General features: G+C 70.0%; 18 protein-coding genes. 5 read left to right on the forward strand and 13 right to left on the reverse strand.

All coding sequences use genetic code 11. From position 1 onward, the window contains the following. Positions 1 to 111 precede the first annotated feature (111 nt). Both ACZ6DT_RS27390 and xrtP read right to left on the reverse strand, forming a co-directional pair. Complete coding sequence (locus ACZ6DT_RS27390) at positions 112 to 1500, reverse strand: glycosyltransferase (protein WP_465600344.1); 1389 nt, start codon at positions 1498 to 1500, stop codon at positions 112 to 114. Next, positions 1500 to 2003 carry an exosortase P gene (xrtP, locus tag ACZ6DT_RS27395; protein WP_465600347.1) on the reverse strand — a complete coding sequence of 168 codons (504 nt, stop codon included), beginning with the start codon at positions 2001 to 2003 and terminating at the stop codon, positions 1500 to 1502. The genes ACZ6DT_RS27390 and xrtP overlap by 1 nt, the downstream gene beginning before the upstream one ends. A gap of 428 nt (positions 2004 to 2431) precedes the next feature. Between xrtP and ACZ6DT_RS27400 the strand changes: the two genes are divergently transcribed. The 3 genes from ACZ6DT_RS27400 (at position 2432) to wecB (ending at position 4666) form a co-directional block, all read left to right on the forward strand. After that, entirely contained in the window at positions 2432 to 3208 is a 777-nt protein-coding gene (locus ACZ6DT_RS27400; RefSeq protein WP_465600349.1) for a choice-of-anchor P family protein, read from the forward strand. Positions 3209 to 3229: 21 nt separating this feature from the next. Further along, a complete protein-coding gene (locus tag ACZ6DT_RS27405; RefSeq protein ID WP_465600352.1) occupies positions 3230 to 3409 on the forward strand; it encodes an LPXTG cell wall anchor domain-containing protein in 180 nt (59 codons plus the stop codon). Positions 3410 to 3514: 105 nt separating this feature from the next. Next, positions 3515 to 4666 carry a non-hydrolyzing UDP-N-acetylglucosamine 2-epimerase gene (gene wecB / locus ACZ6DT_RS27410; protein WP_465600578.1) on the forward strand — a complete coding sequence of 384 codons (1152 nt, stop codon included), beginning with the start codon at positions 3515 to 3517 and terminating at the stop codon, positions 4664 to 4666. On the opposite strand, the gene tsaD is transcribed toward wecB, so the two are convergent. From tsaD to tsaB, 3 genes are read right to left on the reverse strand one after another with little or no spacing between them, the layout of a single operon-like run. Continuing rightward, positions 4663 to 5709 (reverse strand): tRNA (adenosine(37)-N6)-threonylcarbamoyltransferase complex transferase subunit TsaD, encoded by a 1047-nt coding sequence (gene tsaD, locus ACZ6DT_RS27415; RefSeq protein WP_465600355.1) that lies wholly within the window; start codon positions 5707 to 5709, stop codon positions 4663 to 4665. The two genes, wecB and tsaD, sit on opposite strands and share 4 nt — an antisense overlap. After that, a complete protein-coding gene (rimI, locus tag ACZ6DT_RS27420) occupies positions 5709 to 6188 on the reverse strand; it encodes a ribosomal protein S18-alanine N-acetyltransferase (protein ID WP_465600358.1) in 480 nt (159 codons plus the stop codon). Before rimI ends, tsaD begins: the two co-directional genes overlap by 1 nt. Continuing rightward, entirely contained in the window at positions 6185 to 6838 is a 654-nt protein-coding gene (tsaB, locus tag ACZ6DT_RS27425) for a tRNA (adenosine(37)-N6)-threonylcarbamoyltransferase complex dimerization subunit type 1 TsaB (protein ID WP_465600361.1), read from the reverse strand. Before tsaB ends, rimI begins: the two co-directional genes overlap by 4 nt. A gap of 383 nt (positions 6839 to 7221) precedes the next feature. On the opposite strand from tsaB, the gene ACZ6DT_RS27430 reads away from it, so the two are divergent. Both ACZ6DT_RS27430 and ACZ6DT_RS27435 read left to right on the forward strand, forming a co-directional pair. Beyond that, a complete protein-coding gene (locus ACZ6DT_RS27430; RefSeq protein WP_465600364.1) occupies positions 7222 to 8643 on the forward strand; it encodes an acyl-CoA synthetase in 1422 nt (473 codons plus the stop codon). Further along, positions 8640 to 9998, forward strand: a complete 1359-nt coding sequence (locus ACZ6DT_RS27435; protein ID WP_465600367.1) for a carboxyl transferase domain-containing protein — start codon at positions 8640 to 8642, stop codon at positions 9996 to 9998. The genes ACZ6DT_RS27430 and ACZ6DT_RS27435 overlap by 4 nt, the downstream gene beginning before the upstream one ends. A 34-nt stretch (positions 9999 to 10032) precedes the next feature. On the opposite strand, the gene tsaE is transcribed toward ACZ6DT_RS27435, so the two are convergent. The 8 genes from tsaE to glmS all read right to left on the reverse strand — a co-directional run bounded on the left by tsaE (position 10033) and on the right by glmS (position 19643). Next, a complete protein-coding gene (tsaE, locus tag ACZ6DT_RS27440; protein ID WP_465600371.1) occupies positions 10033 to 10497 on the reverse strand; it encodes a tRNA (adenosine(37)-N6)-threonylcarbamoyltransferase complex ATPase subunit type 1 TsaE in 465 nt (154 codons plus the stop codon). Then, positions 10497 to 11594: an alpha/beta fold hydrolase gene (locus ACZ6DT_RS27445; RefSeq protein ID WP_465600373.1), complete on the reverse strand. Its 1098-nt coding sequence runs from the start codon at positions 11592 to 11594 to the stop codon at positions 10497 to 10499. Before ACZ6DT_RS27445 ends, tsaE begins: the two co-directional genes overlap by 1 nt. After that, positions 11591 to 12730, reverse strand: a complete 1140-nt coding sequence (gene alr, locus ACZ6DT_RS27450; protein WP_465600376.1) for an alanine racemase — start codon at positions 12728 to 12730, stop codon at positions 11591 to 11593. The genes ACZ6DT_RS27445 and alr overlap by 4 nt, the downstream gene beginning before the upstream one ends. A 28-nt stretch (positions 12731 to 12758) precedes the next feature. Further along, complete coding sequence (locus tag ACZ6DT_RS27455) at positions 12759 to 13850, reverse strand: ABC transporter ATP-binding protein (RefSeq protein ID WP_465600379.1); 1092 nt, start codon at positions 13848 to 13850, stop codon at positions 12759 to 12761. A 4-nt stretch (positions 13851 to 13854) separates the two neighbouring features. Next, positions 13855 to 15282, reverse strand: a complete 1428-nt coding sequence (gene xylB / locus ACZ6DT_RS27460) for a xylulokinase (RefSeq protein WP_465600381.1) — start codon at positions 15280 to 15282, stop codon at positions 13855 to 13857. Beyond that, entirely contained in the window at positions 15272 to 16087 is an 816-nt protein-coding gene (locus ACZ6DT_RS27465) for a DeoR/GlpR family DNA-binding transcription regulator (RefSeq protein WP_465600384.1), read from the reverse strand. Before ACZ6DT_RS27465 ends, xylB begins: the two co-directional genes overlap by 11 nt. A gap of 233 nt (positions 16088 to 16320) precedes the next feature. Beyond that, complete coding sequence (locus ACZ6DT_RS27470; RefSeq protein ID WP_465600387.1) at positions 16321 to 17766, reverse strand: NAD(P)H-hydrate dehydratase; 1446 nt, start codon at positions 17764 to 17766, stop codon at positions 16321 to 16323. A gap of 14 nt (positions 17767 to 17780) precedes the next feature. Further along, complete coding sequence (gene glmS, locus ACZ6DT_RS27475; protein WP_465600390.1) at positions 17781 to 19643, reverse strand: glutamine--fructose-6-phosphate transaminase (isomerizing); 1863 nt, start codon at positions 19641 to 19643, stop codon at positions 17781 to 17783. Between the last annotated feature and the right edge of the window lie 3 nt (positions 19644 to 19646).

A 19646-nucleotide genomic window follows, 5' to 3' on the forward strand; every position in this document is an offset into this window, starting at 1 on the left:
CTCTTGCTACCGCTACTCCTCCCACTCCCCCCCCCCCCCCCCCCCCCCCCCCCCCCCCCCCCCCCCCTCCCCTCCCCCCCCCCCCCCCCCCCCCCCCCCCCGCGGAGCGGGTCAGGAGTCCAGCGCGACCTTGACCCCAGGGGCGTGCTCGGTGTTCCGCCGCGTCTTCGACCAGCCGTTGCGGCCGCGCACCAGCCGGAACAGCGCCCGCCACGACGTGATGTAGAACGTGTAGATGTACAGCGCGTAGGCGAAGCCCATCCCGAGCCCACGCAGGAGATTGCGGCTCTTCAGGCATTTGAGCTGATAGATCGGGCCCCACACGATGAACGGCAGCAGCCCGAACGAGCCGTAGATGGCGAACAGGATCCACGCGCCGTCGTCGGCGAACCAGGTCCACATCCGTGCCGGATCGCCCGCCGTGGTGAACAGCAGCAGAAAGAACGGGATCGGGTACAGCAGCGAGCCGAGCAACTGCATCCACGGCTGCGCGAGGTAGTACATCATCTCCGCCGCGCCCAGCGTGCTCACATGCGGCGAATCCCAGATCCGGCGGAGATACCGGGAACACTGCATCGTGCCCTGACCCCAGCGGGTGCGCTGCACCAGGAACCGCCGCAGGCTGTACAGCCCTTCCTGCTTCACATGGGAGTCCGGCGTGTACCCGGTTCGCCAGCCCGCGGTCAGTAGGTGCACGCCGAGTTCGAAATCCTCCAGCAGCGAACCGCGCCACGGCTGCGCGTCCTCGCCCGCGATCGAGTCCAATGCGGACAGTCGCGTGAACTGACCGTTGCCGCCCATGGAGATCGTGCCGGTGAACCCGCGCGAGGTCTGGATCGCCGCGATGGCCGTACGGAACTCGAGATCCTGCATCTGGGCCAGCTTCAGCCCGAAGGCGCGCGAGAACCAGTTCTTTCCCGGCGGTCGGGTGCCTGCGTTGCCCATCCAGACGTCGAGTTGCACCGCGCCGATCGTCTCGTCGCCGAAGAGATGGTCCGCGGCGCACACCTCGAGGCAGTTCTCCGCCGGCCGGCCGTCCGCGTCGACGACCACCACGACGACGTCGTCACGGCTCGCGTCCGGGCCCATCCAATCGTTGAGCGCCTGATAAGCGGCGTTGAGCGCGTCCCCTTTGCCCGTCCTCGCCTCCGGACGGCGCCGGGGAACGAGGTGCAGGTATGGGTCGTAGCCGCCGTTGCGCCGCCAGATCGACTTGACCACGCGTGCCGTGCGGTCCTCGGAGTCGTCGTCGACGACCCAGACGTGCGCGTGCCGGAACGTCGAACGCAGGTAGCGCACCGTTTCGCGGATGACGGTCTGTTCGTCCCGGCACGGGACGAAGAAGTGCCAGGTGAAGTCGGCGGCGTCACCGACGGGCGCGGGCCTGCGCCGCAGGTACGGCACGACGATCACGACCACGTACACGATGAACGCGACGCTCATGGTGAGCGCGAAAGCCTGCGTGATCGCGAGCAGGATCTTGATCGAGCCGCCGCCCATCAGGCTGTCCCGCGCTCGGCCCGCGGCTTGCGCGTGCTCAGCCAGACGAACAGCACGAGGGCGACCGCGCCGCCGATGACGCTGACCATCGAGCCAAGCAGGGTGTGACCCCAGTAATAACCTTCGTCGATACCCATCATGTTCACGAGTCCCACGATCGCCAAAACCCTCATCTGATTGACAAGAATGACGGCGATCGCGGAAATCACCAACGAAGAGAACAGCCTCTTCGCATTTCTGGGACGGAAATACAACATGACGGCGGTCACCAACAACAGGGGTAGCAACATGAATGCCGAAGAGCATTCCGGCGTCATTCTTAACCCGAGTGGAGTATCGCCGGACAACCCAAAGTAGACAGTCTCACGTTCACCGGCGACGAAGACACCCGATGTGGTGATAACTCTCAGTATCAGCCCGGAAAGCTGTACTTCGAACACCCGATACAGGCGTTCGGCCAGCACCAGGCCGACCGCGACGGCGATCACCGCCAGCACCGCCATACGCAGCGGAAACCGGCGGGGACCAGGCAAAGGAGCGCTCGCAACGGCCACGGTGACCCTCTCAGCAAAGGCGCAGCAGACGACGGATTCGACGAAGTGGACGGGGACCTCGCCGACGAGAGTAAGTCAGCGGGAGCCGGCTCATCCGACCGGGGTTCACGTTGTGAATGTGATCATGAGCCCTTTCGGCACGATCGTGGAGAAACTGGCTAGCCCGAACGAGTGACGCTATCAATGACGTGCGGTAAATGTCCCCCAAGGTCACCCGATCAGGTGATACTCGCAGTTTTTCGTTCAATTTGGGAAACACTCGGCGATAGACGGTCCGCTAGCCGAGTCAGGCCAGCTGAGGATTCGTCCGCAACGGTCGTGCCCATGCGCCGACCGCAGATGAAAGCCCCCCCCCACGAATAAATTCGGAGGACCAGTTGAAGAACACGCACCTCTTGCGACGAGGCGGAGTGCTCGCCGCTGTGGTGGCGAGCGTGGCTCTCGCCGGTGCGGTGCCCGCCTCGGCGGCCCCCGGTGACGGCTCCGCTTATGGCGTCAAGGTCGATGTGAAGCTCCTCGGCCTCGACGCGGTGAAGGCCGGGCCGCTCGCCGAAGCGAAGACCTCCGGGCCGACCACCAACAGTCTCGCGAAGGCGAACGTCACCGGTGTGCTCACCGCTGGCGCGATCAACACCGAAGCCAAACGCGACGACAACTCCGGTGCGGTGACGGCCAAGGCGAGCACCGCCGATGTCGGCCTGCCGCTGCTCAAGAGCGCGCTCGGCGACGTCGGCGTCAAGCTCGTCGAAGCCACCTGCACCGCGACTCAGAAGGGTGTGCAGGGCGGGACGAACCTCGTCGGCGCGAACCTCGGCAGCGCGGGCGCGGTCGACTCCACGCCGGCACCGAACACCCAGGTCAAGGTCGGTCTCGGCACCGTCAACGTCGCGACGATCATCCTGAACGAACAGATCAAGAACAACGACGGCAGCCTGACCGTCAACGCGATCCACGTGAAGCTGCTGGGCGGCGCCCTCAACCCGCTCGGCTCCGGCGACGTGATCGTCTCGTCGGCCACCTGCGGTCCGGCCGGTCTGCCCGTGCCGCTCGCCTCGGGCGCGGGGCTGTGGATCGGTCTCGGACTGCTCGGTGCCGTCGCCGTTCCGGTCGGGATCCGCGTCGTCCGCAACCGGCGTCCGGCGACCACCGCCTGACCAGGGTGAAGTGAGGCCGAAATGTACAAGTTGCCTGGCGCCGGAGTCGGCGTCGCCGGTGGCGGGGTGGGTGCCCTCGCCGCCACCGGGGCCGATGTCGGCTGGTGGCTGGCCATCGGGGTGATCCTGCTGGTTCTCGGAACCATCGCGGTCATCGCCGGCTACCGCCGCACGAAACGGCTCGGCGAAATGGGGAGCTGACGCTTCCCTGGACGGAACGGCCGCCGGCGTGTGCCCCTCGTGCGCCGGCGGCCGCCACCCGCGTTTTGCGGGACACTGGAAATCGTGGATGAGGAGCGCGAACGCGTGGACGTGATGTTGCTGGCCGGAACCCGCCCGGAGGCGGTCAAGCTCGCGCCGCTGGCATTGGCGCTGGCGGAGCACCCGCACCTACGGCCCTTCGTCGTCCACAGTGGACAGCATCAGGGCATGGTCGAACAGGCGCTGATCCCGTTCGGCCTGCCTGTCGACGCCTGGCTCGACATCCCACCGCGAACCACCGGGACCCAGGCGGAACTCGTTTCCGGGGTGCTTCCCGCGCTCGACGAGCTGCTGCGGCGGGTCGCGCCCGCGGCGGTCGTCGTCCAGGGTGACACGACGACGGGACTGGCGGGCGCGCTCGCCGCGTTCTGGCTGGGCATCCCGGTCGTGCATCTGGAAGCGGGGCTGCGCACGCACGACCTCGCCGCGCCGTTCCCCGAAGAGGGGACGCGGCAGATGATCTCGCGCATCGCCGCCCTGCACCTCGCGCCGACGCCGGGCGCCGCGGCCGCGCTGCGCGCGGAAGGTGTTCCGCGCCAACGGATCGCCGTCACCGGCAACACCGTCGTCGACGCCGTGCTCGCGATCGCCGAACGTGATCTCCCGGCGAGGGACACCGCGCTCGCGTTGCTGGAGATGGAGATCGCCGAGGCGGGCGAACGCCTCGTCCTCGTGACGTCACACCGGCGCGAGTCCTGGGGCGAGCCGCTGAGCCGTACGCTCGCGGCCATCGAACTGATCGTCGCGGAGCACAGCGACGTCCAGGTGCTGTTCCCGGTGCACCCCAACCCGGACGTGCGGGAGCAGGTCATGACCGCGCTGGATGGGACCCCGCGGGTGACGATCACCGAACCGCTCGAATACCCCGATCTCGTACGCGCGCTGCGGCTCGCCAAGCTCGTCCTGACCGATTCCGGTGGTATCCAAGAGGAAGCGCCGACCTTCGGCACGCCTGTCCTCGTGCTCCGAGACGTCACCGAGAGGCGGGAAGCCATCGAGGCGGGCTGCGCCTGGCTGGTCGGGACGGACACCGGCCTCATCGCCGACACCGCGGCGAAGATCCTGCGCGGCGATCTCCACCCGACGCATGCCGGAAACCCTTACGGTGACGGCAATGCCGCCGCGTTGTCGGTGGCGGCGCTGGAGGAGCTGCTCAACCTCGCCCCGGCGCCGCGCACCGCCGCCGAATCGCGCTAGATCGAGACGATCTGGACCGGCAGTGCCGGATTGGCGGAGAAGTCGAGTGAGGCTCGCGGACGTCCGGCCGCGACCACGTGGGCGCCGAGCGCGGCGATCATCGCGCCGTTGTCCGTGCACAGCCGCGGCCGCGGGACGCGCAGGGTGATCCCGGCCTCGGCGCAGCGCTCGGCGGCGAGTTCGGACAGCCGTGAATTCGCCGCCACACCACCGGAGATCACCAGCGTGTCCACTCCGTGTTCCTTGGCCGCGCGGATCGCCTTCATGGTCAGAACGTCGGCGACGGCTTCCTGGAACGACGCCGCGACGTCGTCGACAGGGATCGCCTCGCCGCGGCGCTCGGCGCCTTCGACCCAGCGTGCGACCGCGGTCTTCAGGCCGGAGAAGGAGAAATCGAATTTGGCGTCACGCGGGCCGGTCATCCCTCGGGGGAACGCGATGGCCGCGCCGTCGCCGTTCTTGGCGGCCTTGTCGATGGGCGGGCCGCCGGGGTACGGCAGTCCGAGGACGCGGGCGACCTTGTCGTAGGCTTCGCCCGCCGCGTCGTCCACAGTGGACCCGAGTTCGGTGATCTCCGACGCGATGTCGTCCACCAGAAGCAATTGCGTGTGCCCGCCCGAAACGAGCAGGGCGAGGCAGCGGCCGGGCAACGGCCCGTGCTGGAGCGTGTCGACGGCGATGTGCCCGGCCAGATGGTTGACGCCGTAGAGCGGGATGTCGAGCGCGGCGGCGTACGCCTTGGCCGCGGCGACGCCGACCAGGAGCGCACCGGCGAGACCGGGTCCGGCGGTGACCGCGATGGCGTCCACATCGGACAGTTTCAGGCCAGCCTTGTCGAACGCGCGCTCGACCGTCGGGACCATCGCCTCCAGGTGCGCGCGGCTGGCGACCTCGGGCACGACGCCGCCGAAACGGGCGTGCTGGTCGACGCTGGAAGCGACCTCGTCGGCGAGAAGTTCGACCGTGTCGTCGTCGTGCAGGCGGACGAGGCCGACGCCGGTCTCGTCGCACGAACTCTCGATGCCCATGATGATGCGCGGCATCAGCCCGCCACCTCGTCTCGGACCTGGGCCCGCGGACGGGCCATCGTGTAGGCGTCGGCGCCGGAAGGCTGGTAGTAGCGCTTCCGGAGGCCGATGCGTTCGAAACCGTGCTGCTCGTAGAGCGTGATCGCCGCGTCGTTGTCCGTGCGGACCTCGAGGAACACCGGTGCGGCGAGCTCGTCCGCGCGGTCGAGGAGCGCCGTCAGCATCGCGGTGCCGATGCCCTTGCGCTGGTGCTCGGGGTCGACGCCGATCGTGTGGATGCTCGTCTCGTAGTCGCCGCGGCGGCCGACGACGGCGAGCCCGGCGTAACCGAGGACCTCGTCACTTTCCTCCGGACGGGCGACGAGATAGTGGCCGCCGGCGTCGAGCTCGGCGTGAAAGGCGTAGGCGGTCCACGGCGAATCGCCGGGAAAGAGGATTTTCTCTATCTCGACACAGCGGGGAATATCCTTGCGGCGTAAGGGTTCCAGCCTCACGGCGTGGTCACCTTCTTGCGCGCGGCCGGTTCGACGGCGTCCGGGCGGCGGAGGTAGAGCGGAGTGAGCGGGGCGGGCTCGTTGTGGAAGTCGGCGGCCTTGACCAGTCCGAGGGGTGACGGGAAGCGCGGCTCGATCGGCTGGACGCCGAGGGCGTCCGCGTAGAGGAGGGCGCCGTCACCCGCCGCGACCTTGATGGTGGTCTCGAGTTCGGCCGGACGCTGAACGTGTGGCCCGTCGGTGCGGGAGCCGTCGGCCGTGTACGCGGCCCAGTAGACCTCGCGGCGCCTCGCGTCGGTGAGGACGAGGAAGGGCGCTTCGCCGGGGGCGACGTCGGCGGCGATCGCGTCGAGACTGCAAACCGGGTGGGCGGGGATGCCGAGGGCGTGGGCGAGCGACGCGGCGGTGGCCATTCCGGCGCGAAGGCCGGTGAAGGGGCCGGGGCCGACGCCGCAGACGATGGCGTCGAGGTCGCGAAGCGTGACGCCCGCGGCCTTGACGACTTCGAGAGCGTGGGGCGTGATCAGCTCGCCGTGCGCGCGCGGATCGACCGTGACGCGGTCGCCGCGTGACTCGAGGGCGTCGCCGTCCAGGGCGACGAGGCCCGCGGTGACCGCCGGGGTCGAGGTGTCGATGGCCAGTACCAGCACGGTTACCCAGCCTACGACCAGCGCCCCGGATCGCGTTTAGCGGGCTGAAGGCGATCGGGTGCCGGGGCCGCTCCCCTGCCCCCGGATCGCGTTTAGCCTGCTAAAGGCGACCCGCACGCCCCCGCCCTCCGGCCCCCGGATCGCGTTTAGCCCGCGAAAGTCGCTCTCGCCCTCCGGCCCCCCAGATCGCGTTTAGCCGGCTAAACGCGATCCGCGCGGTCGCCGCACTCCGGCCCGTGCCCGCCGCCGGAGCGCGTTTAGCCCGCGAAAGTCGCTCCGACGGCAGGGTGTGAAGCAGGTCGCAGGGACGCGGGTGGGCGGCGCGGTACGGTCCTGCGAGGGCCGCGTGCCCCGGCCGGCGAAGTCGAGCAGGAGGTCACACGGTGCCCGATCGGTTGTTCCCCACGCTGGCGAGTGGCTCCGGCAAGGAGGCGCTCCGCTTCGGCGACACCTCCCTGACGTACACCGATCTCGCGGCCGTCGCCGGCACGCTCGCCCGCGACCTGCCCAGCGGCCGCGTCGCCGTCTGGGCGACACCGACGGTGCACACCAGCGTCGCCGTGGTCGCCGCTCTGCTCGCCGGCGTCCCCGCCATTCCGCTCAACCCGAAGATCGGCGAGCGCGAACTCGCACACATCCTCGCCGACAGCGAGCCCGTCCTCGTACTCGCCGAACCGGGCGCCGACCTGCCCTCCGGCCTCGACGGTCTGCCGCGCCGCGACATCACCCTCGAAGGCGCACCTGTCGATCTCCCCGCGGAACCGGACGAAGAAACCCCTGCGCTCATCGTCTACACCTCGGGCACCACCGGCCCGCCCAAGGGCGTCGTCCTCCCCCGCCGCGCGATCTCGACCACCCTCGACGCGCTCGAGGACGCCTGGGCGTGGACTTCCGACGACGTCCTGGTCCACGGTCTCCCGTTGTTCCACGTGCACGGCCTGATCCTCGGCATCCTCGGACCGCTCCGGCGCGGCGGCTCTGTCCGGCATCTCGGCCGGTTCTCCACCGAAGGCGTCGCACGCGCGCTCACCGCAGGGGCGACGATGATGTTCGGCGTCCCGACCATGTACCACCGCATCGCGGGCGAAGTCGGCGAAGACCCGTCGCTCGCCGAGGCCCTGAGCGGCGCCCGGCTGCTCGTCTCCGGATCGGCCGCACTTCCCGTCCACGACCATCAGCGCATCACCGCGGCGACCGGACGGCGCGTGATCGAGCGCTACGGGATGACCGAGACCCTCATGAACTCCAGCATCCGCGCCGACGGCGAGCACGTCCCCGGCACTGTCGGCGTTCCGCTGCGCGGCGTCGACCTGCGGCTCGTCGACGAAGCGGGAAAGCCCATCGAGGAGATCGAGACCGTCGGCGAGATCCAGGTCTGCGGGCGCAACCTGTTCACCGAATACCTCAACCGCCCCGACGCGACCGAAGCCGCCTTCGACGACGGCTGGTTCCGGACCGGCGACATGGCGACCCGTGACGCGGCCGGATACGTGAAGATCGTCGGCCGGAAGGCGACGGATTTGATCAAGAGCGGCGGCTACAAGATCGGCGCGGGCGAAATCGAGAACGCGCTCATGGAGCATCCCGATGTCGCGGAGGTCGCGGTCACCGGCGAGCCCGACGACGACCTCGGCGAGCGCATCGTGGCCTGGGTGGTGCCGGAGGGTGAGCGCCCGACCGAGTCGGAACTCGCCGACCATGTCTCGCGCCTGTTGTCGCCGCACAAACGACCTCGGGTCGTCCGCTTTCTGGAAGCGTTGCCGCGCAACGACATGGGCAAGGTCATGAAACGGGCGCTCGGATGAGCAGGCCCTCGGCGCGGTCCGTCGTCAAGGAGATCGCGACCGGTTTCGAAGAGCTGGACGTTCCGCGATCCGATGAGCCGGACGACGGGCCGATCGGCTGGCCGGGGTACCGATCGGCACGAGAGGCCGCCGAGGAGCGGACCGGCGAGGACGAGTCCGTGCTTTGCGGAACCGCCGAGATCGGCGACGTCGAGGTGGTCGTGATCGCCTTCGAGTTCGGCTTCCTGGGCGGGTCGATCGGTCAGCGGACCGGTGATCGTGTCGAGGCGGCGTTCGCGCGGGCCGTGGAGTCGCGGTTGCCGGTGGTGTCGCTGATCGCGACCGGCGGAAGCCGCATGCAGCAAGGCATGCGCGCGCTCACGCAGTTGCAGCGCGTCGCGCGGGCAGCGGCCGGTGCCCGGTCGGTGCCGCAGCTCTCGGTGCTGCGTGATCCGACCACCGGCGGCGGCTGGGCGACACTCGGTGCGAGTGCCGACGTCGTTCTCGCGCTGCCCGAGGCCCAGGTCGGTTTCGCGGGCTCCCGAGTGCGCCCCGCCGGCGCGCCCGCTGAGGCGTACACGGCCGAAGCGAAGCTCGCGTGGGGCCAAGTCGACCGGATCGTGGCCCCGGCCGACCTTCCCGCTGTACTCGAGCGGTGGTTGCGCTTGCTGACATCGCCGACGACGGAAGCCGCCGAGCCTCCAAGCGCGCTCGGGCTGACGAGCTTGCCCGATAACGGCTGGTCCGCGGTCCAAGCGGCGCGCGCCGCTGACCGACCGAGGGCCGCGGAGTACCTCGACGTGTACTTCGACTGGCGTGAGGACGTCTCGGGCGACAGGTGCGGCGGAGTCGACTCCGGCGTCCTGTGCGGCTTCGGGTGGCGAGACGGCCGCGCGATCGCGTACGCGGCGCAGTGCGGAACCCCGACGCTGCCCGCGGGCTTTCGGACGGCGGCGCGTCTGGTTCGGCTCGCGTCGCGACTCGGGATTCCGGTCCTCACCCTCGTCGACACCCCGGGCGCGGCGAACGACGAGGCGGCCGAGCAGTCCGGGGCCGGCGCGGCGATCGCGGAGTTGTTCGAGGCGGTCGCGAGCGCGGCCGTGCCGATCACGACGCTGGTGATCGGGGAAGGCGGATCCGGCGGCGCGCTCGCGTTCGCGGCGCCGGGGGCGACCTGGGTGACGCCCGACGCGTACTTCTCGGTCACCTCGCCGGAGGCGGCCGCGGCGATCCTCAAGCTGCCCGCCGACGAAGTCCCCGCTCTCGCGGACCGCCTGCGGCTACGCCCCCAAGACCTGGTCGACCTGGGAATCGCGCGCTCCGTAGTGAACCCAGCGAGCCCGGTCCGCCCGGCCGGATCGCGTTTAGCCCGCTAAAGGCGATCCGGCGGTCCCGGGGCTCAGATCGCGTTTAGCCCGCTAAACGCAAGTCGGGCGCGCGAGACGTCCAGGTGCCGTGCGGCTCCAGGGTGACCATGCGGACGTCGTCCTCACGACGCTCCAGCCGCACGACGAGGTAGTCGTCCGAGAGGCGCTCCGCGGCCCCCTCGCCCCATTCGACGACGAGGGCGGACCGCTCCAGTTCGGTATCGAGGTCCAGGTCGTCCAGCTGCGAGAGATCCCCGCCGAGCCGGTACGCGTCGACGTGCACGAGCGCGATCCCCGCCTCGCCCGCCGGATGCACCCTGGCGAGCACGAACGTCGGCGAGCTGACCCGCCCGCCGACGCCGAGACCGTCCGCGATCCCGCGGGTCAGCGTCGTCTTGCCTGCCCCGAGCGGCCCGGCGAGCAGCACCACGTCGCCCGCGCGCAGCGAACGTCCGAGCTCACGCCCGAAATCCATCGTCGACTCGGGAGTCGGGAAAGCGAAATTCATCAGTGCTGCCACCACCAGGTCCGCCGTTCGGAAGTCTCACCATCGGTGCCCGTGCACCGTTGCACCAAGTCGATCAGGTGGCTGTTCACCAGTTCGGGTTGTTCCAGCTGCACCATGTGTCCCGCGCCGCGCACACGCACCAGCTCCGCGTCCGGCAGCTCCGCCGCGATCCGCTCGGCGTGCGCGATGGGCGTGAACCGGTCGGAATCCCCGCCGATGACCAGCACGTGCGCGTGCTTCAACCCGGCGAGCGCGGCGTACCGGTTGTGGCTGCCGAGCGTGTCGACGAAGTTCACGAGCCCGCGCACCGGCGTCACTTCGAGCATCTGCAGCATGAAGTCGACAAGTCGCGGAGACACTTCCCGGCTGCCGAAAGCCAGCCTGCGCACAGCTTGCCGGGTCAGCTGCCCGCCTGCCGCGCGCACGAACTCGACGAGTCCCGGCTGCCAGCCCGCCAATCCGCCGACGCCGCGGGTGAGCGGGTTGTACTTCGAGAGCAGTGATCTCGGCAGTCCCCGAGCGCCGACTTCGCCCGCCGCGGTCGCGATGAACGCGACCCCGCAGACGCGGTCGTCGAACAGCTCGGGGTGCTCCACGGCGAGCTCCATGACCACCATGCCGCCCATCGAGTGCCCCATGAGCACGAGGGGTCCCTCCGGCACCACCGAGCGCAGGACCATGTCGAGGTCGCGCGCCAGCTGCTCGATGGTGCTGGTCTCGGCGTTCGCGGCGCCGGATTGCCCGTGCCCGCGATGGTCGAAGTAGACCTGACGCACCCGCGGCAGCTTCAGCGAAGCGAGGTCTCGCCGCTGGAAGTACCAGCAGCGCTTCGACAACGCGAAACCGTGCACGCCGACGACGGTCAGCTCCGGTTCGCCCCCATCGGCCGGATCGATCTCCTCGACCGAGAGTGGCGTGCCGTCCTCCGCCGCCACTGTCGAGGTCCGGTCCGGTTCAAGATCCCCCAACGGCTCGTCCACGAACGGTTCCTCACTCTGCCGCCGCTGCTGTGCGGCGACGGCGATCGCGGCGGCGGTGCCGGTGGCCACCGCACCGACGCCGCCGACGATGGCCAGCAGTCTTCGTGAAGGTGTCACGAGCCTGCCTCCAGATACGTCCGGTGGATGCGCGGGCGGTACATCGAAGTGACGATCTCGTAGTCGATCGTTCCCAGCTTGTCGGCCCATTCCCGGGCGGTCGGCTCGCCAAACTCGCCTTGGCCGAAGAGGATCACTTCGCTGCCGACGGCGGGCTCGTCGTCGCCGCAATCGACGATCAGCTGATCCATGCAGACGCGGCCGACGACCGGCCGTCGCTTCCCGGCGAGCAGGACGTCCATCCGTCCGGACAGCGACCGCGGCACGCCGTCGGCGTAACCGACCGGAACCAGCGCGAGGGTGGTGTCGCGTTCGGCCGTCCAGCTGTGGCCGTACGAGACCGATTCACCGGCCGGGAGGCGCTTCGTGAGCACGACCGACGAGGTGAAGGTCATGGCCGGACGCAGATCGTCGGTGGTCGGCACCGGGTTCAGCCCGTAGATCGCGATCCCGGGGCGCACGAGGTCGAAGTGCAGGTCGGTCCTGGTCAGCACGGCGGCGGAGTTCGCGATGTGCCGCATCGGGTCGAGGCCGGCCGCACGGGCGATGTCGTAGGCCTCGTCGAACCGTTTCGCCTGCGCGTCGATGGAGGGGTGGCCTAGCTCGTCAGCGCAGGCGAGGTGCGACCAGACGGCGACGACCTCGATGAGCGGCTTCGCGGCCGCGGCGGCCTGGACCAACGCCGGCCATTCCGCAGGTGGGCACCCATTTCGGGACAGTCCGGTGTCGATCTTGAGGTGCACCCGCGCGATCGCGTTTAGGCCGCTAAAGTCGCTCGCCCGGCGCGCGCCGTCGGCCACGCGGGCAAGCTCGTCAAGGGAGCTCACGGCGACGTCGATGTCTTCGGCGACCGCGGCCGCGAAGTCGGCTTCGGTAGTGTCGAGCCAGCTGAAGAGCCGGACCCCGATCCCCGCCCGGCGCAGCGCGAGCGCCTCACCGAGAGAGCAGGTGCCCAGCCAGGTGGCCCCGCCCTCGATGGCGGCCCGGGCGACCTCGAGGGCTCCGTGCCCGTAGCCGTCGGCCTTGACCACGGCCATCGTCTGGGCGCCGGAGGCACGGGAAGCGAGCAGGGCGACGTTGTGCCGGATGGCGGACAGGTCGATGACGACCTCGGCACGCGGGAAACTGGCGGTCATAACGACCACCAGTTTCCCACGAACCGGCTCAGGACAGGCGCGCCCCGTCGGTGGCGGAGAACACGTGCAGCTCGTCGGAACGGATCCGCAGGTGCAGGGTGTCGCCCATGACCGGTGGCTTGCGCGGGTCGACGCGGGTGACGACGTTCGACTTCGAGCCCTCGGCGTCGGTCTCGGCGAGCTTGCCGTAGACGTACGCGTCCGAGCCGAGCTCCTCGACCAGGTCGACCTTGATCGGCAGCGTGCCGTCTTCGCTGGTGGTCACCTCGAGCGACTCCGGGCGGAAGCCGAGCGTGACCGTGTCGCCGTCGGCCTTGGCGAGGATCTCGCGGGTCAGCGGCACGCGCGCGCCACCCAGCTCGGCACCGTCTTCGGTGAGCTTCGCGGTGACGAGGTTCATCGCGGGCGAGCCGATGAACCCGGCGACGAAAGCGTTTGCGGGCCGGTCGTACAGGGCGCGCGGAGTGTCGCACTGCTGCAGGAGACCGTCCGAGAGGACCGCGACCCGGTCGCCCATCGTCATGGCCTCGACCTGATCGTGCGTGACGTAAACGGTGGTGACGCCGAGGCGGCGCTGCAGCGCGGCGATCTGCGTACGGGTGGAGACACGCAGCTTCGCGTCAAGGTTCGACAGCGGCTCGTCCATCAGGAAGACCTGCGGCTCACGGACGATGGCGCGGCCCATCGCGACACGCTGGCGCTGACCGCCGGAGAGCGCCTTCGGCTTACGGTCGAGGTAGTCCTCGATGTCGAGCAGCTTGGCGGCGTCGAGCACCTTCTGCTTGATCTCCGAAGCCGGGCGGCCCGCGATCTTCAACGCGAAGCCCATGTTCTGGCCCACGGTCATATGCGGGTACAGCGCGTAGTTCTGGAACACCATCGCGATGTCGCGGGCGCGCGGCGGCAGCTGCGTGACGTCGCGGTCGCCGATCCACACGGCGCCTTCGTCGATGTCCTCGAGGCCGGCGAGCATCCGCAAGCTGGTGGACTTGCCACAGCCGGAAGGCCCGACCAGCACGAGGAACTCGCCGTCGGCGATCTCGAGGTCGAGTGCGTCCACGGCGGGCCGCTCGGAGCCCGCGTAGCGCCGGGTCGCCTTGTCGTAGGTGATCGTGGCCATCGGTTCAGTCCTCTTTCGGTTTCGCGGAAATGCCGTGCCCGAGTTCGCGGGCTTCGAGATGCCGTTGCCGGATCCGGCGCGCCTCGGCGCTGTCCGCCTCGGTCGGCTCGAGTGGGGTGTAGCCGTGCTGTTCCTGCCAGCGGGGAGGTTCCGTGCTGGAAGCGAGGGCCCAGGCCGCCTGCCGCGCGGCACCGACCGCGACGTACTCGGCGACTTCGGGGATGACGACGGGAACGCCGAACACGATCGGCGCGACCGCGCGGACGGCGGCCGACTGCGCGCCGCCACCGATCAGGAGCACGCGGCGGACTTCGAGCCCCTGCTCGCGCAGGGCGTCGAGACCGGCGGCGAGGCCGCACAGCATGCCTTCGACGGCGGCGCGGGCGAGGTTCTCGGGCGTCATGTTCGCGCGGGTCAGGCCGAAGAGCGTGCCGTTGGCGTCCGGGAGGTTCGGCGTCCGCTCACCGTCGAGGTACGGCAGGAGGGTGAGACCGCCGGAACCGGGCCCTGCCGCGAGCGCCAGTTCGTCGAACTCCGTGAGTTCGACGCCGAGCATCGCGGACGTGGCGGTCAGCACGCGGGCCGCGTTGAGCGTGCAGGCCAGCGGGAGGAACCGGCCGGTGGCGTCGGCGAATCCCGCGACGATGCCGGAGGGGTCGGTGCTCGCGGTTTCCGAGACGCCGAAGACGGTGCCGCTGGTGCCCAGCGAGACCACGACGTCGCCGGGGACGAGCTCGAGACCGAGCGCGGCGGCCATGTTGTCGCCGGTACCGGCCGAGACCAGGATCCCGTCCCGGGTGTGCCCCGCGGCCTCCGCGGGGCCGATGACCTTGGGCAGTTCGGGCGTGCGGCCACCGAAGGCGTGCGCGAGGAGATCCTTGCGGTACTCGCCGGTGGCGGGCGAGAAGTAGCCGGTGCCGGAGGCGTCACCGCGGTCGGTGACCGGCTCGGCGCCGTCGCCCAGCAGCCGCCAGGTCAGCCAGTCGTGTGGGAGCAGGACGCGGGCGACGCGATCGGCCAGTTCGGGCTCGTTCTCCGCCATCCAGCGCAGCTTCGTCACGGTGAAACTGGCGACCGGCAGCGAGCCGACGGACTTCGCCCAGTTCTCGGGACCGAGTTCGACGCCGAGGTCTTCGGCGGCCTTCGCGGACCTGGTGTCGTTCCACAGCAACGCGGGCCGGACGACTTCGCCCGCCTCGTCGAGGGTGACCATGCCGTGCTGCTGACCGCCGATGCCGACGGCGCCGACGCCGTCGAGCAGGCCTTTCGTGGCCTCGCGGAACGCGTCCCACCACACGGCGGGCGCGACCTCGGTGCCGTCTGGATGCGACGCGCGGCCGGTGCGGACGATCTCGCCGGTGTTCGCGTCGCAGACGACGACCTTCGTCGACTGGGTCGACGAGTCGATTCCGGCGACCAGCTCAGAACTCATATTCCGGGCCCTCCGGCGCGCACTCGACCTGCTCGATGGCCGTCCCAGCGGTCAACGCCGCCTCGATCTCCTCGGTCGGCGCCTCTTCGTCGGTGATCAGCAGGTCGTAATCGCCGATGTCGCCGTACGCGTAGGTGGCCATGCGGCCGAACTTGGAGTTGTCGACGACCAGGACATTGCGGTCGGCGGTGCGCAACGCGGCCTTCTTGAGCTCGGCGTAGTCCTGGACCGGGTGGAACAGGCGGCCGACCGCGACCGCCGCGACCGAGACGAACGCGATGTCGGCGTGCGTGCGGTCGAGGAACGCGACGACGTCCGGACCTGCGCATGAGTCGAACTCGTGGTGGTAGCGGCCGCCCGCCAGCACGACCTCGACGCTCTTGGCCGAGCCCAGGATGCGTGCGGCTTCGAGCGAGTTGGTGATGACGGTGAGGTCTTCGACCTGGCCGAGACGGCGGACCAGCGGGAAAAGCGTCGTCGAATCGTCGACGAAAACGGTCTGGCCGGAGTGGACGTGCGCCGCGGCGGCCTCGCCCAGCGCTTCCTTCGTGGCCTGGTTGAAGGTGTCGCGGAAGCGGGCCGCCGACTCCATGGTCGTCGCGGGGTAGGCCTCGACCTTGCCGCGGAGTTTGCGGAGGAGGCGGCGTTCGGCGAGGTCGTCGAGGTCGCGGTGCATCGTCATCAGGCTGACGCCGAACCGGGTGGTGAGGTCGTCGATGCGGACCTCGCCGGTGGCGATGACGTGGTCGAGGATCTCCTGGCGTCGCTGTTCGACGGCGGCGTCCGAAGGCCTGGTCTTAGACATGGGCGACACCGTTCACGACCCGGACCATCGCGGTCTCGGCGGGGTGGGTGTCGGCGCTCACACCTGCTTCTTACCAGATTATTCGCCCGGAGTTAACACGTAACTCGATAACTCCCGCATTTTCTCACGTGACCCTCTCGTCCCACCGCGTCGACTTTAGCCCCCTAAACGTGCTCTGAGGGCACCCGCCTGCAGAGCGCGGTTAGGGGGCTAAAGTCGACGCGGCGCCCTGGTCAGGAGGCGAGGGACCGGACCGACTTGATGGCGTCCGTGACCGCGCCGAGGATGCCGGACGCCGAGGTGGGAGCGCCGTCGGCGGCCAGCGAGCCGGCGAGCGAGTGGACGTGCGCGCCGGCTCCGGCCGCCAGCCACGGGTCGAGCCCGGCGGCGAGCAGCGCGCCGACCAGACCGGACAGCACGTCCCCCGAACCGGCCGTCGCGAGCCACGACCCCCGCGGCGTGTTGACCAGCGCGCGCCCGTCCGGCGCCGCGACCACCGTGCAATGCCCCTTCAAGAGCACGACGGCGTCGTACTTCCGCGCGGCCGCACGCGCCGCCGCGACCCGATCCGCCCCCGGCGGCGAACCCATCAGCCGCTCGAACTCGCCCGCGTGCGGGGTCAGCACGAGCGGCGTGTCGGGATCGCGCGCGTCGAGCACGTCGGGCGAACGCGCGATGATCGTCGTCGCGTCGGCGTCCGCGCACACCGGCACACCGCGGCCGAGCACGAACCGCAGCACGTCCCGGCCCTCTTGTCCGGTGCCGATCCCCGGCCCGACCACCCAGGCCTGCACCCGGCCCGCGTCGGTCACCGAACCCGTCGCGATGACCTCGGGCCAATGGCCGCGCACGACGTCCGCGGCATGACCGGCGTATCGCACCAGCCCGGACGTCGCCCGTACCGCCGCACCGGCCGCGAGCACGGCCGCCCCCGGATAGGTCGCCGATCCGGCGGCCACCCCGACCACACCCTGGCTGTACTTGTCGTCGCCCGGACCGGGCACCGGCCACGCCGCGGCGATGTCCGCCGTATCGAGCCGCCGCAAGTCGGGCTCGCCGAGTTCCGGCCGCAATCCGATGTCCACCAGGGACACATCACCGCAGGAGGCGGGCGCGAGGGCGTGCACCGGTTTGAGCGCGCCGAAGGTGACCGTCCGATCGGCCACGACCGCCGGACCGTCGACGGCGCCGGTGTCCGGATCCACCCCGCTCGGCAGATCCACGGCCAGTACCGGCGAACTCACGTGCTCCAGCAATGCGGCGGCGTCCGGCCGCAACGCCCCGCGCGCCGAAATGCCGACGATCCCGTCGATGACGAGATCCGCCCGGCTGATCCACTGTGGACCGTCCTCAAGGGACACGACCTTGCCGCCGGATCGCTTCAAGGCGGCCAAACCCTGGCCGTGCGCGCGCTCGGGCTTCAGCAGAATCGCCGAGACGGCCACATTGCGGCGACGCAGGAAGGCACCGGCCCACAAAGCGTCCCCGCCGTTGTTGCCGGATCCGACGAGCAACGTCACCCGCCGCCCCGACACCGAACCCGTGTGCTCGGCCAGCATTGCGGCGGCGTGCACCGCGAGACCGAAAGCCGCGCGCCGCATGAGCTCGCCGTCGGGAGTGACGGCGAGCAACCGGTCCTCCGCCGCGCGAATCCTTTCCGTGGTCCAGATTCCCTGCACGACGCCTCCGGTCTCTATTCGACGGTGACCGACTTCGCCAGGTTACGCGGCTTGTCCACGTCGTATCCACGCGTGCGGGCGATCTCGGCGGCCAGTACCTGCAGCGGCACGGTGGAAACCAGCGGCTGCAGCAAGGTCGGGACGGCCGGGATCTCGATCAGTTCGTCGGCGAACGGGCGGACGGTCTCGTCGCCCTCCTCCGCGATCACGATCGTACGGGCGCCGCGCGCCTGGATCTCGCTGATGTTCGACACCAGCTTCGAGTGCAGCACCGCGCGCCCCTTCGGCGACGGCATCACCACGACGACGGGCAGGCCTTCTTCGATCAGCGCGATCGGGCCGTGCTTGAGCTCGCCCGCGGCGAAACCCTCGGCGTGCATGTACGCCAGTTCCTTGAGCTTCAGCGCGCCTTCGAGAGCGACCGGGAAACCGACGTGACGGCCGAGGAACAGCACGGCCTTCGACTCGGCGATCCGGCGGCCGAGGTCCCGGACCTGGTCCACAGTGGACAGGACCTTCTGTACCGCGGCGGGCATGGCCTCGAGTTCGGCGAACTCGCGGGCGACCTCGTCCGGGTACTTGGTGCCGCGAGCCTGCGCGAGCGCCAGGCCGACCAGGTAGTTGGCCGCGATCTGCGCGAGGAACGCCTTGGTCGAGGCGACGCCGATCTCCGGACCGGCGTGCGTGTAGAGGACGGCGTCGGACTCACGCGGGATCTGCGCGCCGTTGGTGTTGCAGACGGCCAGGACGCGAGCCTTCTGCTCACGCGCGTGGCGGACCGCTTCGAGGGTGTCCGCGGTCTCGCCCGACTGGGAGACGGCGACGACCAGCGTCGCGCGGTCCAGCACCGGGTCGCGGTAGCGGAACTCGCTGGCCAGCTCGACCTCGACCGGGAGACGGCACCAGTGCTCGATGGCGTACTTGGCGACGAGGCCCGAGTGGTACGCGGACCCACAGGCGACGACGAAGACCTTGTCGACGTCACGCAGGTCCTGGTCGGAGATGCGCTGCTCGTCGAGGATGATCCGGCCGCCGTCGAAGTGACCGCGCAGCGTGTTCGCCAGGGCTTCCGGCTGCTCCTCGATCTCCTTGAGCATGAAGTACTCGTGGCCGCCCTTTTCCGCGGCCGAAAGGTCCCAGTCGACGGTGAACGGCTTGGCCTGGGCGGCGTCGCCGTGGAAGTCGGTGACCTCGTAACCCTCGCGGGTGATCACGACGAGTTGATCCTGGCCGAGCTCGACCGCCTCGCGGGTGTGTTCGATGAACGCGGCGACGTCGGAAGCGACGAAGTGCTCCCCCTCGCCGACGCCGACGACCAGCGGCGACGAACGGCGGGCGGCGACGACGGTGTCCGGCTGGTCGGCGATGGTCACGACCAGGGTGAACGCGCCCTCGAGACGACGGCAGACCGCGGCGACGCTGGCCGGAAAGTCACCCTTCGTGCCGCCCTCGGTGTAAGCGCGGGAGATCAGGTGCGCGGCGGTTTCGGAGTCGGTGTCGCTCGCCATCTCGACGCCGTCGGCTTCGAGCTCGGCGCGCAAAGCGACGAAGTTCTCGATGATGCCGTTGTGCACGACGGCGACGCGCTGGGAGGCGTCGCGGTGCGGGTGCGAGTTGCGGTCGACCGGGGCGCCGTGGGTGGCCCAGCGGGTGTGGCCCATTCCGGCGGTGCCGGTGAAGGTGTCCCTGCCGACCGTGTCGAGCCGGGTCTCCAGGTTGGCCAGGCGTCCCGCCTTGCGCTCGACGTTCAGCACTCCGGCGCCGTCGAGGACGGCGACACCAGCCGAGTCATAGCCGCGGTACTCCATCCGGCGAAGTCCGCCGATGACGACGTCCAGAGCCGGGCGGTGTCCGACGTATCCCACGATTCCACACACGGC

This window comes from Amycolatopsis sp. NPDC041971 (assembly GCF_055588925.1).